Source organism: Mycobacterium sp. NGS34 (assembly GCF_059812845.1).
The window spans coordinates 333,569-348,916 of the sequence record NZ_JCALDM010000004.1; the positions used below are offsets into that span (position 1 = coordinate 333,569).

A 15,348-nucleotide genomic window follows, 5' to 3' on the forward strand; every position below is an offset into this window, starting at 1 on the left:
GCGCTGTGAAATGCCTGCTGTAATCGATCTATGCTTGGCAGACATGGGCGGTCTGGATAGCGGCCGGGTAGAGCTGCGCCACCTGAAGGTCTTCGAGGCGGTGGCGCGACTGAGGTCATTCACGCAGGCCGCCGCGGAGCTCAGCATCACCCAACCGGCCCTGAGCCGCACCATTCAACAGCTTGAAGACGCGCTGGGCGTGACGCTGCTGGACCGCAGTTCGCGGCACGTCGAGACGACGCCGGCCGGCCGGACGCTCCTCGACCACGTCGAACGGGTCCTCGCCGAGCTGGAACGCGGCCTCGCCGCCGTCCGCCGCCAGGCCAGCATCCGCCTCGGGTTCAGCTGGTTGCTGCCCGACCCGTGGGCGCAGGACACCGTCGCCCGCTTCGAACACGCCACCGGGACGACGGTCAGGCTGATCCGCACCGACGACGCGCTGAACGCGGTGCAGCAGGGGAAGGTCGACCTCGCCGTCGTGCGCGGGCAGGTGACCGCGACGGCCGTGCGGGTCGTGCACCTGTTCAACGAATCCCGGGTGGCGGTGTGTGCTGCGCACTCGGCGCTGGCGGGGCGATCGGAGCTGGATTGGGCCGAGGTCCCGCGCTGGCCGTTGGTCGTCAACACGGCCAGCGGCACCACCGGCCCGTGGTCATGGCCCGCGGGCGCCGGACCGGAAACGATCGTGGAGACAGCGAATTTCGACGAATGGATCGAGTCCGTCGCCGCCGACCGCGGCATCGGCGTGATCCCCGACGTCGCCGTGAGGCGCAACATCCACCCCGGGGTGCGGTTCATTCCGCTGCACGGAGCGCCGCAGAGCCCCGTCGCGCTGGTGTTTCTGCCGCGCGGCCGCAACGCCGTGCTGCGCCGCTTCGTCGAGGCGGCCGTCGAGAGCGCACAAGGATTATGAGGGGCCTTCTTCGCGAAACTTAAACGGGCGCGGCGTATCTCGGCGTGTCGTCGCCGCCATTGCAGTGTCGCGACACCACCACGTGACAATCACCGCCGCAGGCTGACCGATTCCAGGAACGGCTCGGCGACGGCCAGAAAGCCGGCGGGATCCGACGAGAACACCACGTGACCGGTGTCGAGGATCTCCAGCCGGGAACCGGCGATGGCGTCGTGCGTCGCGCGGCCGGCCCGCAGCGGTATGGCGATGTCCTTCTTGCCCCACACGATCAGGGTGGGCACGGACAGCTCGCCGGCGCGGTCGCGTAGGTCGTGCTCGGGCGTGGCAAAGCTTCGCCACAGCGCCGATCCGGTGCGGACGCCCTCGGGTGTTTTCGCTACCGCGGTCGCACGCTCGACGATCCGCCGGTCGTTGTCGGTCTTGGGCTTCATGTAGCCGCGGACGAAGAGGGGAGCGGCCCGTCGAAATATCCTCGGCGTGCCGAGCATTCGGCAAAAGCCCCGGACCGCTGGGGTCAACGGCACGAACCCGCCCGTGTTGACGAGCACCAGACCCGCGACGCAGCCGGGACGGGTGATCGCCAGCCGCGCGGCGGCAAACCCGCCGACCGAATTGCCGATCACCACCGCCCCGGACAGGTCCAGGGCGTCGACGACGTCCTCGAGCACGTCGGCGAACAGCGGCGCGCCGGCCTCCATGGGGGAGGCGACCGGATCGGATTCGCCGTGCCCGGGCCAGTCCACCGCGATGGTGCGGTAGTTCCGGGCGAGCGCGTCAACGATCGGGTCGAAGTCGTGTCGGTCATGCAGCGAGGCATGCAGCAACAAAAGCGTTGGGCCACTGCCGGATTCGTGATAGGCGACGCGTCCCGCCCGGGTTTGGATGGTCGGCATGTGAGTTCCTCTCTTATATGTTGACCGACTGGTCGGTCATCGCGTACGCTACAACGATAGGAACGCCTTGACAAGGAGGGAATCCAGATGGACCAAGCCCCGCCGCCCGAAGCACCGTTCGCGGAGAAGATGGCCTATTACCGAACGCAGCACACCTCGAAGGGGGTACGGGCGGTGCACCGCGTCGGCATCCCGATCATCGCGGCCGGACTGCCGCTGTTGTTCGCCAGGCCGAAGGTCGGTGCCACGATGTTCGTCGGCGGCTGGGCCATGAACATCCTCGGTCACCGGGTATTCGAGAACAACCGTCCGTCGACCCACAAAGGGTGGATCACCTACCAGCTCACCGGGGTAATCGACGTGTGCGAACAGTACGGCGACATGCTCGCCCAGCGAAGCCAACGCAAGGCCGGATTGGCGTGAGGCCCCCCGAGCCCGGACGCAATGCGCTGCTGGACGCGGGGCAGCGGCTGCTGGGATCGGCCGACCTGGCGCGGATCTCGGTCAACGCGATCGTCGCCGAGGCCGGCATGGCCAAAGGCAGCTTCTATCAGCATTGGCCCAGCCGCTCGGAATACGTGCGGGCACTGCATGCCCGGTTCCATGACGACCTGCAGGACTCGATCGCCGCCGCCGGCGGCGACCTGGCGCCCGGCCGCGAGCGGCTGGAGGCGGGGATGAACGCCTACCTCGACGGCTGCCTGGCCGAGCCGGCCACGAAGGCCCTGCTCGTCCAATCGCGCACCGAGGCCGGGCTGAGCGATTTGGTCGCCGCGCGCAACGAAAGCGCGGCCGCGCAGATCGTGCCCGATCTCGTCGCGCTGGGATGGGCGGCCCCGGAACCGGTCGCGGCGCTGCTCGTCGCGGCGGTCGCGGAGATCGCCCTGATCGAGCTCGACGCCGGCAAGCGCGACAAGCAGCTGCGCCGGGGTCTGCTTCGGCTCGCCACCCGGACACCCGCGGATTAGGAGGGTTTGCAGGCGGGTTCCAGGGGCAGCACCGGGCCGCCGGACTGCAGGGACACCAGGTACAGGTAGGTCGCGAGCGAATGTTCGCATGACACCGAGTATTTGACCAGCACCTTCGGCGGAAGCGGCAGCAGCCGAACCGGGTTGAACCAGTACGGGTTCAGCACGTGTTCGTAGTCGACGGGGGGAGGCAACGCGGTGACGATGTCGAGGCGGTTCGCGATGCGGGACGAGTCCTTCACCACCTGGTCGAAGGTGGCCGCGAACAGCGAATCCCCGGTTCGCGGGCTGCCGTACGTGTAGACGGCCGGCGTGGTGAACGCCGTGTTCGCCGCCACGTCGAGGGCCAGCAGCGTCGCCAGGGCCCCGCCCAGGCTGTGGCCACAGATCGTCAGTGCGCCAACGGCTTTCGGGAACGTAAGCTTTGCGAGCGCGTCGACCACCTTCGGCGAGCCCGGCGTGGCTCCTGTCCGCAGGGTCCCGTACATGTCGGTGAAGCCGTCCTCGGTGTTGCCGGCGCCGACCAGGAACGGGCATGGCACCAGGCCGAACTCGGCGTCGTGAATCCATTCCAGCCACCCCTCGGTGCCGCGGATCGCGATCGCCACGTCGCCGGTCTTGTTCTCCTGGCAGATCAGCCCGATGGAGACCTCGTCGTCGACCCGGGCCGGGTTCATGTCGGTCGCCAGGTCGTTGGCATAGATCGTCGTGACGATTGTGTAGTCGACGCCGCCGGCGCTCAGCGCCTGACCTGCCCGGTTCGTCAAATCGCCGGGCGGCGTCGCATACGTGGCGTTGACGAGCTGGCCGAATTGTATTGCCCGCGTTGCATCTAACGTCGGTTGTGCCGGCACGGCGCCCCCGCTCGGATCATCAGCCCTCGAAGGTTCCGGTGAACTGCGCCTGTCCGTGCCCGGTGGTGGCCTGCGTGATCGCCTGTGCCGCCTGCACACCGGCCAGCCCCGGGGGGAGCTGGTAGTTGGCGGGCAGCTGGTAGAGGGTGAACCGGTAGTGGTGCACCCCGGTGCCCGCGGGCGGGCAGGGGCCGCTGTAGCCGGCCTGACCCGCCGAGTTCGGCAGGCTGCTGCCGCCGGCGGGGGTCTGGCCGTCGCTGGTGCTTCCGGGGCCGGGTGGGATGCCGACGACAATCCAGTGGACGTAGAGCCCGCGCGGCGCGTCCGGGTCGTCGACGACGAGCGCGCCGCCCAACGGCGCCGACCACGTCAAGGGCGGCGCGACGTTGGCTCCCTTGCAGGTGTACTGCGCGGGGATCGGCGCACCGTCGGCGAACGCGGGACTGCTGAGCGTGACCGGCCCGGTGCCGGGCGCTTGGGCGACGGTCCGGGCCAGGGTCGTCACCTTCGGTGTCTCCGGGCCCGTCGTGCGGCTGCCACCCTGGCCGCCGCAGCCGGCCAGCGCGACAAGGAGCGCCAGCCCGGCGGCGGCCGGCGCGGTGCGGTGAAGAGATTCCATACCGGACAGTGTCGCTCGCCGACGGTTGGTCGGGAAGGACCCGTTTCGGAACCTACTTGCCGCCCTTGACTTCGAGCACGCGCTTGCGCAGGCCGTCGGTCGCGGTTTCCATCAGGCCCTTGGCGCCCCTTTTGACCAGGAAGCCGGGGACCGGGGCGGACAGGTCCACGGTGAGATCGAAACGCACCCGGGTGGAATCGCCGTCGGGCGTCAGGGTGTAGCGCCCCTCCTGCGCGCGCTGCTGCTTGGAGCTCTCCAGCGTCCAGCCCACGCCGTTGTCGTGAACCGAATAGTCGAGCACCTGCTCGTCGGCGACGCCCACGATCTTCACCGTCTGCCGCGATTTGCTCGGATGGCCGTCCGCGTCGCGTTCCAGGATTTCGACCTTCTTGTGAAACGAGGACCACTCGGTCAGGGACTCGAGGTCGAACAGCACGTCCATGATCTCGTCGGGCGTCGCGTCGATGACGACTTCGCGGGAATCGGTGATAGCCATGACGGATTAGATAGCCATTGTCGCGGCGCTAAAACTCACGGCACCAGGACGACCTTGCCGATGTTCTCCCGGGCCGCCAGGATCCGGTGCGCTTCCGGCGCCTCGGCGAACGGGACCGCCGCATGCACGATGGGCGCGATCGTGCCGTCCCCGAGCGCCTCCGCCAGGGGTGTGATCCATGGCTCGAGCGTGCCGCGGTCGTCCCACAGCCGCAGCATGTTGATTCCGATCACGGCCTTCGACTCCGAGAGCTGGTCGAGCAGGTTGAAACCGCGCAGCATCGCCAAGGCGTGCGGCGCGGCCGCGCGCAGCGAGCGCTTCTCACCGTGTTGCATGTTCGAAATGCCATAGCCCACAAGCCTTCCTCCCGGCCGGAGCAGGGCGTAGGACCGCCGCAGCGACGTGCCGCCCAGCGCGTCGAGCACCAGGTCGTACGGTCCCAGGCCCTTCCACCAGCCGTCGCGGCGGTAGTCGATGCACCGGTCGACGCCCAGCTCGGTCAGCTTCGCGTGCTTTGCGGGCGAGGCGGTGCCGTGCACCTCGGCCCCGGCGGCCTTCGCGAATTGGACGGCGGCGATGCCCACCCCGCCGGCCGCGGCGTGCACCAGCACCCGCTCGCCGGCGCGCAGCGACCCGTAACCGTGCAGCGCCGCCCAGGCGGTCGCGTAGTTCACCGGGACCGCGGCGCCCTGCTCGAAGCTCATCGCGTCGGGAAGCGCGACGGAATCGTTCGCCGCCACGTTGACCACCTCGGAGTAGCCGCCGAATCGCGTGCCCGCCAACACGCGTTCGCCGACGCGGCCGGGGTCGACACCGTCGCCGACGGCCACGACCGTCCCGGCGACCTCGTAGCCGACCACCGCCGGGAGCTTCGGCGCATCGGGATACAGGCCCACGCGGGCCAGGTGGTCGGCGAAGTTGACGCCGGCCGCCCGCACCGCGACCCGCAGCTGTCCGGGGCCCGGTGGCGGCGGATCCGGCCGGTCTTGGACTCGCAGCACCGACGGGTCGCCGTGCTTGGTGATGACGACTGCGCGCATCGTGTGATGGTCGCACACGCCGCGGGCTTCGCCGGGGCGGGAAGGACGCGATCGGAGGCCCTGCCGCCGCGAGGCGAACCGGGCTACCGTCCTTTTGTGCAATTGGCCTGGGAACGACTGACCGACACGGTACATCGCTGCCGGCTGGCGTTCTGCGACGTCACGGTCGGGCTGGTGCAGGGCGCCGGCGGAGCGCTGATCATCGACACCGGAAGCACCCTCGCCGAAGCGGCCGCTATCGACGCCGATGCGCGACGGCTCACCGGGCGCCACGTGACTCACGTTGTGCTGACGCACAAGCACTTCGACCACGTCTTGGGTTGCTCGGCGTTCGGCGGCGCCGAAATCCATTGCGCGCCCGAAGTAGTCGAATACCTCACGTCGGGCACCGGCCACCTTCGCGAACACGCGCTGAGCTACGGGGCGAACGCCGCCGAGGTTGATCGCGCGATCTCGGCGCTGCGGCCGCCCCGGTGCGGTCTATACGAAACCGCGATCGACCTCGGCGACCGCACCGTGACGGTGACTCACCCGGGGCGCGGTCACACGGCCGCGGACCTGGTCGTGGCGGTGCCCGCCCGCGACGGCGGCCCCGTCGTGGTCTTCACCGGTGATCTCGTCGAGGAGTCCGCCGACCCGTACATCGACGCCGATTCCGATCTGGCGGCCTGGCCGGCAACCCTTGATCGGGTGCTCGAGATCGGTGGTCCCCAGGCCGTCTACGTCCCGGGCCACGGGAAGACCGTCGACGCGGAATTCGTCCGCCGGCAGCGGGATTGGCTGAAGAAACGCGCGCGCCTGGCGCCCGGCTAGGCGCGCGCGGTGGTGCAGGCCGCGATGAGGGCGTCCGGGTCGGTCACGCTGACCCACAAGGATCGCAACGTCACCGACCTGATCCAGACTTTCGCCTGCACCGGGGGCTCGATCGTCAACGCCACCAGCCCCTTGCCCGACCCGTTGACCAACCAGCGACCCGCGGAGTAGTGCACGCCCCAGGCGAAGACGCGCTCGTCGGCCGCTTCGGCCTTGGTGATGGAGGCCAAGGGGATGTCGGCCTCGAAAGCCCAGCCCATCTTGACGTGTAGCACGTCCCCGTCCAACCGAATCTCGCTGTGGCTGGGGCCCAGTCCGACCGGAATCGCCAACGGAAGATACCAACGCTCAAAGCGCAAGCTCATCTGCACGATACGGAGACTACCGATCGCCGACCCGCTTTGCTGGACATTGCGCGGGGGGCGGCGCGGGGGCGCCGGCGGCGAAAGCGGCGCGGCCGGTGCGCCCGGTCCCGGTCGGCCGGAGTACGGCCCGGCAACAGTTCCGGCTCGGGACCATTGCCCCCTGATTGAATCGCCGTGTCCGGGGATAAACTCACGGTCATCCGATTCGCGCTGAAGAGGAGCGTCATCCCATGGCCATCATCGAAACGGACACCGACGTCCGCACGCCGTTCGAGCAGGACGTCGAGGCTACGCAGCGATACTTCGAGGGTTCGCGCTTTGCCAGGATCACCCGCCTGTACACGGCCCGCCAAGTCGCCGAGCAGCGCGGCACGATTCCGACCGACTACACCGTGGCGCGGGAAGCGGCGGCGGCGTTTTACGACCGGCTGCGCGAACTGTTCGCGGCGAAGAAGAGCATCACCACGTTCGGCCCGTACTCGCCGGGTCAGGCGGTCAGCATGAAGCGGATGGGGATCGAGGGCATCTACCTCGGCGGCTGGGCGACCTCGGCCAAGGGCTCCACCACCGAAGACCCCGGACCCGACCTCGCCAGCTACCCGCTGAGCCAGGTGCCCGAAGACGCCGCGGTCCTGGTGCGCGCGCTTCTCACCGCGGACCGCAATCAGCAGTACCAGCTGCAACAGATGAGCGAGCGGCAGCGCGCCACGGCCAGACAGTATGACTACCGGCCGTTCATCATTGCCGACGCCGACACCGGCCACGGCGGTGATCCGCACGTGCGCAACCTGATCCGCCGGTTCGTCGAGGTCGGCGTGCCGGGTTACCACATCGAGGACCAGCGTCCGGGCACCAAGAAGTGCGGTCATCAGGGCGGCAAGGTGTTGGTGCCGTCCGACGAACAGATCAAGCGCCTCAACGCCGCCCGCTTCCAGCTCGACGTCATGCGGGTGCCCGGCATCATCGTGGCGCGCACCGACGCCGAGGCGGCCAACCTCATCGACAGCAACTCCGACGAGCGCGACCAGGCGTTCCTACTCGGAGCCACCAACCTGGGCATTCCCTCCTACAAGGCCTGTTTCCTGGCGCTGATGCGCCGCTTCTACGAGCTGGGCGTCAAGGAGCTGAACGGTCACCTCTTGTACGCCCTCGCCGACAGCGAGTACGGCATCGCCAACGCGTGGCTGGAGCGGCAAGGGATCCTCGGCGTGGTCTCCGACGCCGTCAACGCCTGGCGGGAGAACGGGAAGGACTCGATCGACGACCTCTTCGATCAGGTCGAGTCGCGGTTCATCGCCGCCTGGGAGGACGACGCCGGGCTGATGACCTACAGCGACGCCGTTGCCGAAGTACTAGCCTTCGGCGAACGCGAAGACGAGCCGGCGACCATGACCCCCGACCAGTGGCGGGCGTTCGCCGCGCGGACATCCCACTACGCCGCCCGGGAGAAGGCGAGGGAGTTGGGCGCCGCGCCCGACTGGAGCCCAGAGCTTGCGAGGACTCCCGAGGGCTATTACCAGGTCCGGGGCGGCATTCCGTACGCGATCGCCAAGTCGCTCGCGGCCGCGCCGTTCGCCGACATCCTCTGGATGGAGACGAAGACCGCGGATCTGGCCGACGCCCGGGAGTTCGCCGAGGCGATCCACGCCGAGTTCCCGGACCAGATGCTGGCCTACAACCTCTCGCCATCGTTCAACTGGGACACCACCGGGATGACCGATGAGGAGATGAAGCAGTTTCCCGTCGAGCTCGGCAAGATGGGCTTCGTCTTCAACTTCATCACCTACGGCGGCCACCAGATCGACGGCGTCGCCGCCGAGGAGTTCGCCACCGCGCTGCGGCAGGACGGCATGCTGGCGCTGGCGCGCCTGCAGCGCAAGATGCGCCTGGTCGAGTCTCCTTACCGGACACCGCAGACCCTGGTGGGTGGCCCGCGCAGCGACGCGGCGCTGGCCGCCTCCTCGGGCCGCACCGCGACCACCAAGGCAATGGGGAAGGGCTCGACCCAGCATCAGCACCTGGTGCAGACCGAGGTGCCGAAGAAGCTGCTCGAGGAGTGGCTCACGTTGTGGAGCGACCACTACCAGCTGGGCGAGAGGCTCCGCGTGCAGTTGCGGCCGCGTCGCGCCGGCTCGGACGTGCTGGAACTCGGCATCTACGGCAACGGGGACGAGCAGTTGGCCAACGTCGTCGTCGACCCCATCAAGGATCGCCACGGCCGCAGCATCCTTCAGGTCCGCGACCAGAACACGTTCGCCGAGAAGCTGCGCCAGAAGCGGCTGATGACCCTGATCCACCTCTGGCTGGTACACCGCTTCAAGGCCGACGCGGTCATCTACGTCACCCCGACCGAGGACAACCTCTATCAGACCTCGAAGATGAAGTCCCACGGCATCTTCAGCGAGGTTTATCAGGAGGTCGGCGAGATCATCGTCGCCGAGGTGAACCGCCCACGCATTGCCGAGCTGCTGGCTCCCGACCGCGTGGCGCTGCGGAAGCTGATCACCAAGGAAGACTAGGGCGACTCGCGACCGGTGCCGTCGGGCATTTGCTGACGGCACCGTGGCGTCGCTGCGTGCACCGCGTGCCGGGGCCCCGCCCGCCGCGCCTTGGCGCACGCTCCTTCGATCCGCACCACGACTCGCTCGCGTGACGGGCCCGGCCCGCCTTCGTACGTGTCAACAATAATTACTTGCAGCAATAGTTGCACATGCGTATGATTAGCTGTATCCGAGCATCAACACGAGAGAGGACGGACCGATGAAGGCACCGGTCAAAAAGGCAATCGCGTTGTTCGGCGGCACCGCCGTCCTCGCTGCGACGATTGGATTGGGCGGCGTCGGCGTTAGCCCGGTGAGCAGCGCGTCGACGGCGACCACGCACCCGTCGTCCAGTGCAACGGTGGCACATCCCGACGCAACCGCACCCGCGCCCGGCGCCGGCGTGCACGCCGCCACCCTCGCCGCCTGCGTGTCCGGCCTCGACTGCTAAGCGGGCCAGTTTTCCCCACGTCCAGCACACCGACCCGTTTGCGACACCGAATGCCGGGGTACGGAGAGGTGGACCGCATCAGACGAGAGTGGGGATGGGCGATGAGATCCGGAGCTAGGAATGCCGTCGCGCTGTTCGGCGGCACGGCAATGCTCGTGTTGGCCGTCGGATGTGGCGGCGGCAGCAAGGGGCCGAGCAGCAGCACCACGACGCCATCGACCACCACCACTCCGTCGTCCAGCCTGGCGCCCGCGCCGTCCACGGCGCCGGGCGGACCGACCGGCGGCGGCGGTCCCGGCGGCGGGGGCGGCGGTGTCCCCGGCGGCCCGACCGGTGGCGGCGGCCCGGGCGGCGGCGGTGGCAGCATTCCCGGCGGCCCGACGGGCGGAGGCGGTCCCGGCGGCGGTAGCGGCAGCATCCCTGGCGTCGGTGGCGGCGGCGGTGGACCGGGCGGCGGCGGCGGTTGCGTCGGCAACGTCTGCGGCGGCTACTAACACGCCGGTTACGGCGAAGACTTTGCTCCCAAGCCGGTGGGGCCATGTGAATCTGGCCCCGCCGGCTGAGCAATTTCCGGGGTCCGCCCTTTTGACCTAACCGGTGGCGGCTTGGGTTATGGTTCGGTCAACTCGACCGCAAGGGGACGCCAATGGCCAAGCTCAGGTTCGGATATTTCATCGCCCCGTTCCACCGGGCCGGCACTAACCCGACGCTGGCCCTGCAGCGCGATCTCGAGTTCGTCGAGCACCTCGACGCGGTCGGCTTCGACGAGGCCTGGATCGGCGAGCACCACTCGGCGGGCAGCGAGATCATCAGCTCCCCGGAAGTCTTCATCGCCGCGGCCGCCGAACGCGCCAAGCGGATTCGCTTTGGCACCGGGGTCATTTCACTCGCGTACCACAACCCGCTCTGGGTAGCCGACCGGCTGATGTTGCTGGATCACCTCACGCACGGGCGCGTGATCGGCGGGATGGGACCCGGCTCACTACCGACGGATTCCGCGATGATCGGGCTGAATCCCACCGACACGCGCGAGCTGCTGGAGACCAACCTCGACATCGTCGTCCGGTTGCTGGCGGGGGAGACGGTGAGCGCGAAAACCGCCACGCACCAGCTCTATGACGCCAAGTTGCAGCTCGCCCCCTACTCGGACGGCGGGATCCCGCTGGCGGTCGCCGCGGTCGCCTCGCCGACCGGGGCGCGGCTGGCCGGCAAGCACGGCATCGGGCTGCTGTCCATCGGGGCGACGCTGATCGTCGAGGGCTTCGACGCGCTGTCCTACCACTGGGGAATCGTGGAGGAGCGGGCCGCGGCCTTCGGCACGCAGGTCGACCGCAAGGACTGGAGCCTGGTCGGGCCGATGCACATCGCCGAGACGGACGAGCAGGCCCGCGCCGACGTGAAATTCGGCATCGAATCGTGGTTCAACTACTTCCAGAAGGTTGCGGCCTTCCCCCAGATGACCATGCCGGGGGAGCAGCTCGACGAGATGATCGACATCATCAACGAGAGCGGGGCCGGCGTGATCGGCACGCCCGAGCGCGCGCGGGCCCAGGTGCAGCGGCTCTGGGACCAATCCGGTGGATTCGGCTGCTTCCTGCAGATGGGCCACGAGTGGGCCAACCCCGCCGCCACCAAGCGGTCCGCCGAGCTGTTCGCCGCCGAGGTGATTCCGCACTTCCAGGGTCAGGCGCAGCCGACGCTGGACGCCGCCGCGCGCGCCGGGCAGGTGCGCGAGGGCTTCGCGCAATCTCAGCTGCAGGCCGTCGAGCACATGGCCAAGAAATATGAGGACGAACTGAAAAGCAAGTAACCGGGAACGGCAAAGGATTAGGACGCTTGAGAAAGGGCCCGATCTTGAGGGCCAGCGTTGACGTGGACTGTGAGGCGAACTCGGTTGGGGTGACTTCTCCGTGGGCGGAGTGGGGTCTGTTGGCGTGATAGTCGCGGCGACATTCTTCGATGATCACGCGGGCTTCCAGGGATTCCTCCGCTTCCAGCTTTTGGTGGCGCGGTCGTACTCTAGAACTCCCAAAACGAGCACGGCTGCCGCTAGGACGCCGCCGCCCTCAATAAGACTCACGAGAAACCACCAGCCTATCGAGTTTGGGGTATAGGCGGTGTCGCCATAGACATGAACGTCCAGTGCTGTTTCGGCCTCGATATAGCTGGGCATTGGTGGCTCTATCGGGCCAATCTGCGACTGGCCGCCGACGTTCCACGTGCCCGTGCACTCGTACCCGCCATTCCCAGGGGAAACCGCAACAACGCGACTTACAACAACGCCACTTGCGCCACCATGACTTGCACCAGCGCCGTGGCATCCAACGACTTTCGCCGTCGTCGGTAAGCCCGCGAGATACCCGAAGGCATCGCATGCGCCCTGGCCGAGGAGCCACAGCCCGAAGCCCCCCAGGACGATTGCCCCCAACCATCTCCCCATTCCGATAGAACGGCGACCACGATCAGGTTCGTTGACGGCCATCACCGGGAGCTTATTCTCAAAGCGGGTTTTAGGCGCCTCCACTTCCTGGGGGCAGGGGCAGCCGACGCCGGACGCCACCGCGCGCGAGCCGGGCAGGTGCGCGACGGCTTCGAGCAGTCTCAACTGCAGGCCGTCGAGCGCATGACCAAGAAGTATGAAAGCGAGAAGCGGCCCTAAGGGTTTTCCGTGGTAACCGGGTTGGGGGTGGCCGGGTTCGTTACCCCGGGAAGCTGCCCCGGCCAGGGCGGCAGCGCGGTGTTCGGTTCAGACGTCGGCGCGACTTCTACCGGAACGCATTTTTTCGGGTGGAGCGCGTTTTTCCATGCGCCGGGCGGGTTCGGCGCGGCCGACAGCGAGCCGTCCGGGCAACGGAACGAGCACGAACCTTCCAGCGCCCCCAGCGGGGTGATGACCGAGGCGTTGAACATGAAGATGTTGATGCCGCCGACACCCTGCACGGCACCGCCGCCGTACTCGCAGTGCCAACGACTGCCGTTCTCCTCCACCGGGAAGTCACACCAGTAGTGATAGGCCCCCATCTCCATGCCCGATCCCCCCACGCCGGGGTAGTCGCACAATCCGGGGCCGGGCACGTTTCCACCGATGTCCGCCTGCGCCGTGGGAATGCTCAGGCCTAGCCAAGCGGTGGCCGCTATGCCCAAAACAACGAATTTCTTCATTCGTCCACCTCTTCACAGCGACCGAAGCGCACCGCAGCATCGTGGGCATAGTATTTGGCCTCCCGCGTCTCGTTTAAACCTTCAATTGTCGAAATGGATTTCATATGCGGGCGCCAGCGCGTTCTCAGCCTGCGGCTAGCAACGGGGCAGATAAATGACGGATGACAAGCACGGCCACCGATCGGCGAACGCGAACGGTGCGGCTGGTTTTGGCCGGGGCTGCGACCCTGACGATGATCGCATTGTTCGACGCCGCACGCCCCGACACGCACCCGGCGCCAGCATCCGTGCGCCTGACGGACGTGGCCCTGTCGGCCCCCGCGAGCGGCCCCTTCGGGGGCTTCGCCGCCGACGGCGACGACGACTGGGCTCAGCAGCAGGCCCAGCTGCAGGAACAGCTTGCGCAGCAGCAGATGCAACAGTCCATGCAGCAGGCCGAGCAACAAAACGAGGCGGCCCAGCAGCAGTTCCTACAGGACATGCAGCAGGCGCAGCTCACCGAGCAGCAGGCCAACAACCCCTAAGCGCATCGAAAGCCCGTGCGCGCCAAGGTAATCGCTACCCTCCGCCGTGCGATTCGCGCTCGGCCGCCTGCACCAGCCGGCCCGCGAAGAACCGGACCGCGCCGCCCATGGCCGCCCGCATCATCGGACCCGTCCCGGGAACTCCCTCGACGAACTCGCCGGTCCAGCGAATGTCGGTGCCGCCCGCAGGATTCGGGGTGAAGATGACCTCACCGGAGTAATCCTTGGCGGGGCTCGGCGGGCCGACCAGCTTGTAGGCGTGTCGGCGATCCTGCTCGTAGGCGACGGTTTCCTCCTGCACGAGCAAGGGCCACATGCCCACCTTGCGGATGGATCCGACGCCGCCCGGCGCGGGATCCCCCTCCCGCGCCCAACTCGACTGAAGGACGATCGGCTTGGCCCACTTTGACCAGTTGGCACCGTCGGCGACCAGCCGGAACAACGTCGCCGCGGGCGCGCTGCTGGTGCGGTTGATTTCGAACGAGAACCTACGACCCGACATCCCGACTCCCTGGTGAAGATCGCTGAGTGACCCGGATGGCACTGCCGCGTACCCTACCTCTACCGCCTCAAAGCGCCGTTTCTCTGCGGGGCTTCGCGCCGAGCGCAATCATTCACCGTATGGCTCGGCGGTGCGCGTTTCTCGCGGTGTTGCTGCTGGTCGGTGCGTGCGCCGGGGCCCGGGGGCCCGCGCCCACCACCACGTCGACGCCCGATCACGGCGACGCGGCTGCCCGCAGCCAGAGCGTGCTGGACGACGCGATCGAGGCCCGCGCGCCGGGGTGCTCGGCCGCGGTCGGCGTCAAGGGCAAGGTGGTGTGGACGGGCGTTCGCGGCGTCGCCGACATGTCGAACGGCGCGGCCATCACGGCGCACACGGTGTTCGACATCGCCTCGGTTTCCAAGCAGTTCACCGCGACCGGGCTCCTCTTGCTCGTCGCCGCGGGCAAACCGGCCCTCGGCGACCCCGTGTCCCGCTACATCCCCGAGCTACCGACGTGGTCCACCACCGTCACCGTCGGGCAACTGATGCACCAGACGAGCGGAATCCCCGAGTACGTCGGGCTGCTCGAGGCGCAGGGTTACCAGCTCGGCGACCGCACCACCGAGGACGAGGCCATGCGGGCGCTGGTCGGCATGCCGAAGCTGGAATTTCAGCCGGGATCCCAATTCGAGTACTCCAACTCGAACTACCTGCTGCTCGGCGAGATCGTCCGCCGGGTCGCGCGGGAACCGCTGCCGCAGTTCCTCGCCGAACAGATCTTCAGTCCGCTCGGCCTGGCCATGGTCCTAGACCCCACCGGTCCGATACCCGAGAAGGCCGTCCCGTACGAGAAGAGCGGCAACGGGTACCGGGAGACCGACCCGCGTTGGGAGCAGGTCGGTGACGGCGGAATTCAAACCACGCCAAGCCAATTGGTCGGGTGGGCCGACAACTACCGCACCGGCCGGGTGGGCGGTCCCGGACTTCTGGACGCGCAGCTCGCCGGCGCGGTGCCGACCGAACCGGGCGGCGCCGACCGGTACGGGGCCGGGATCTATTTGATGGGCAACGGCACGCTCGATCATGACGGCGCGTGGGCCGGGTTCGTGACGGCATTCCGCGTGAGCAAGGACCGGAACACGTCCCTGGCCATCAGCTGCAACACCGACAAGCAGGACCCCGAGACCCTGGCCGACTCGCTGGCCAAACTGTGGATGTAGCCGACG

General features: G+C 68.1%; 19 protein-coding genes and 1 pseudogene. 10 read left to right on the forward strand and 10 right to left on the reverse strand.

Annotation, left to right across the window (positions count from 1 at the left end):
* Nucleotides 1-43 precede the first annotated feature (43 nt).
* The gene (locus AC5Y7V_RS13260; protein WP_499880488.1) at nucleotides 44-913 is read left to right on the forward strand and encodes a LysR family transcriptional regulator; all 870 of its coding nucleotides are present in this window, start codon (nucleotides 44-46) and stop codon (nucleotides 911-913) included.
* 89 nt (nucleotides 914-1,002) lie between these two features.
* Here AC5Y7V_RS13260 and AC5Y7V_RS13265 read toward each other — a convergent pair whose 3' ends face one another.
* Entirely contained in the window at nucleotides 1,003-1,806 is an 804-nt protein-coding gene (locus AC5Y7V_RS13265) for an alpha/beta fold hydrolase (protein ID WP_499880489.1), read from the reverse strand.
* An 87-nt stretch (nucleotides 1,807-1,893) separates the two neighbouring features.
* On the opposite strand from AC5Y7V_RS13265, the gene AC5Y7V_RS13270 reads away from it, so the two are divergent.
* Both AC5Y7V_RS13270 and AC5Y7V_RS13275 read left to right on the forward strand, forming a co-directional pair.
* A complete protein-coding gene (locus tag AC5Y7V_RS13270; protein ID WP_499880490.1) occupies nucleotides 1,894-2,229 on the forward strand; it encodes a DUF962 domain-containing protein in 336 nt (111 codons plus the stop codon).
* Complete coding sequence (locus AC5Y7V_RS13275) at nucleotides 2,226-2,774, forward strand: TetR/AcrR family transcriptional regulator (protein ID WP_499880491.1); 549 nt, start codon at nucleotides 2,226-2,228, stop codon at nucleotides 2,772-2,774. Before AC5Y7V_RS13270 ends, AC5Y7V_RS13275 begins: the two co-directional genes overlap by 4 nt.
* On the opposite strand, the gene AC5Y7V_RS13280 is transcribed toward AC5Y7V_RS13275, so the two are convergent.
* From AC5Y7V_RS13280 to AC5Y7V_RS13295, 4 genes are read right to left on the reverse strand one after another with little or no spacing between them, the layout of a single operon-like run.
* Nucleotides 2,771-3,628, reverse strand: coding sequence for a lipase family protein (locus AC5Y7V_RS13280; RefSeq protein WP_499880492.1), 858 nt, complete (start codon nucleotides 3,626-3,628; stop codon nucleotides 2,771-2,773). The two genes, AC5Y7V_RS13275 and AC5Y7V_RS13280, sit on opposite strands and share 4 nt — an antisense overlap.
* A gap of 19 nt (nucleotides 3,629-3,647) precedes the next feature.
* Nucleotides 3,648-4,247, reverse strand: coding sequence for a YbhB/YbcL family Raf kinase inhibitor-like protein (locus AC5Y7V_RS13285; protein ID WP_499880493.1), 600 nt, complete (start codon nucleotides 4,245-4,247; stop codon nucleotides 3,648-3,650).
* A 52-nt stretch (nucleotides 4,248-4,299) separates the two neighbouring features.
* Nucleotides 4,300-4,743 (reverse strand): SRPBCC family protein, encoded by a 444-nt coding sequence (locus tag AC5Y7V_RS13290; protein WP_499880494.1) that lies wholly within the window; start codon nucleotides 4,741-4,743, stop codon nucleotides 4,300-4,302.
* Nucleotides 4,744-4,778: 35 nt separating this feature from the next.
* Nucleotides 4,779-5,783: a zinc-binding dehydrogenase gene (locus AC5Y7V_RS13295; protein WP_499880495.1), complete on the reverse strand. Its 1,005-nt coding sequence runs from the start codon at nucleotides 5,781-5,783 to the stop codon at nucleotides 4,779-4,781.
* 96 nt (nucleotides 5,784-5,879) lie between these two features.
* On the opposite strand from AC5Y7V_RS13295, the gene AC5Y7V_RS13300 reads away from it, so the two are divergent.
* The gene (locus tag AC5Y7V_RS13300; RefSeq protein WP_499880496.1) at nucleotides 5,880-6,596 is read left to right on the forward strand and encodes an MBL fold metallo-hydrolase; all 717 of its coding nucleotides are present in this window, start codon (nucleotides 5,880-5,882) and stop codon (nucleotides 6,594-6,596) included.
* Here AC5Y7V_RS13300 and AC5Y7V_RS13305 read toward each other — a convergent pair.
* Nucleotides 6,593-6,961, reverse strand: coding sequence for a hypothetical protein (locus AC5Y7V_RS13305; RefSeq protein ID WP_499880497.1), 369 nt, complete (start codon nucleotides 6,959-6,961; stop codon nucleotides 6,593-6,595). The genes AC5Y7V_RS13300 and AC5Y7V_RS13305 overlap by 4 nt on opposite strands.
* A gap of 230 nt (nucleotides 6,962-7,191) precedes the next feature.
* Here AC5Y7V_RS13305 and aceA point away from each other — a divergent pair, with 230 nt between their 5' ends.
* The 4 genes from aceA (at nucleotide 7,192) to AC5Y7V_RS13325 (ending at nucleotide 11,762) form a co-directional block, all read left to right on the forward strand.
* Nucleotides 7,192-9,480, forward strand: a complete 2,289-nt coding sequence (gene aceA / locus AC5Y7V_RS13310; RefSeq protein ID WP_499880498.1) for an isocitrate lyase ICL2 — start codon at nucleotides 7,192-7,194, stop codon at nucleotides 9,478-9,480.
* Between the two features lie 241 nt (nucleotides 9,481-9,721).
* Nucleotides 9,722-9,952, forward strand: a complete 231-nt coding sequence (locus AC5Y7V_RS13315; RefSeq protein WP_499880499.1) for a hypothetical protein — start codon at nucleotides 9,722-9,724, stop codon at nucleotides 9,950-9,952.
* A gap of 101 nt (nucleotides 9,953-10,053) precedes the next feature.
* On the forward strand, nucleotides 10,054-10,446 hold the full coding sequence (locus AC5Y7V_RS13320; RefSeq protein ID WP_499880500.1) for a hypothetical protein: 393 nt from the start codon (nucleotides 10,054-10,056) through the stop codon (nucleotides 10,444-10,446).
* 152 nt (nucleotides 10,447-10,598) lie between these two features.
* Entirely contained in the window at nucleotides 10,599-11,762 is a 1,164-nt protein-coding gene (locus AC5Y7V_RS13325) for an LLM class flavin-dependent oxidoreductase (RefSeq protein WP_499880501.1), read from the forward strand.
* A gap of 55 nt (nucleotides 11,763-11,817) precedes the next feature.
* Here the strand turns inward: AC5Y7V_RS13325 and AC5Y7V_RS13330 are convergent.
* The 3 genes and pseudogenes from AC5Y7V_RS13330 to AC5Y7V_RS13340 form a co-directional block, all read right to left on the reverse strand.
* Nucleotides 11,818-11,931: pseudogene (locus AC5Y7V_RS13330) on the reverse strand (integrase core domain-containing protein); the annotation flags it as partial.
* Nucleotides 11,916-12,434 (reverse strand): hypothetical protein, encoded by a 519-nt coding sequence (locus tag AC5Y7V_RS13335; RefSeq protein WP_499880502.1) that lies wholly within the window; start codon nucleotides 12,432-12,434, stop codon nucleotides 11,916-11,918. The gene AC5Y7V_RS13335 and the pseudogene AC5Y7V_RS13330, both read right to left, overlap by 16 nt.
* Nucleotides 12,435-12,607: 173 nt before the next feature.
* Nucleotides 12,608-13,114, reverse strand: a complete 507-nt coding sequence (locus AC5Y7V_RS13340; protein ID WP_499880503.1) for a hypothetical protein — start codon at nucleotides 13,112-13,114, stop codon at nucleotides 12,608-12,610.
* 161 nt (nucleotides 13,115-13,275) lie between these two features.
* Here AC5Y7V_RS13340 and AC5Y7V_RS13345 point away from each other — a divergent pair, with 161 nt between their 5' ends.
* On the forward strand, nucleotides 13,276-13,638 hold the full coding sequence (locus AC5Y7V_RS13345) for a hypothetical protein (protein WP_499880504.1): 363 nt from the start codon (nucleotides 13,276-13,278) through the stop codon (nucleotides 13,636-13,638).
* A gap of 34 nt (nucleotides 13,639-13,672) precedes the next feature.
* On the opposite strand, the gene AC5Y7V_RS13350 is transcribed toward AC5Y7V_RS13345, so the two are convergent.
* On the reverse strand, nucleotides 13,673-14,140 hold the full coding sequence (locus AC5Y7V_RS13350; protein ID WP_499880505.1) for an SRPBCC family protein: 468 nt from the start codon (nucleotides 14,138-14,140) through the stop codon (nucleotides 13,673-13,675).
* 119 nt (nucleotides 14,141-14,259) lie between these two features.
* Between AC5Y7V_RS13350 and AC5Y7V_RS13355 the strand changes: the two genes are divergently transcribed.
* Entirely contained in the window at nucleotides 14,260-15,342 is a 1,083-nt protein-coding gene (locus AC5Y7V_RS13355) for a serine hydrolase domain-containing protein (protein WP_499880506.1), read from the forward strand.
* Nucleotides 15,343-15,348: the final 6 nt, after the last annotated feature.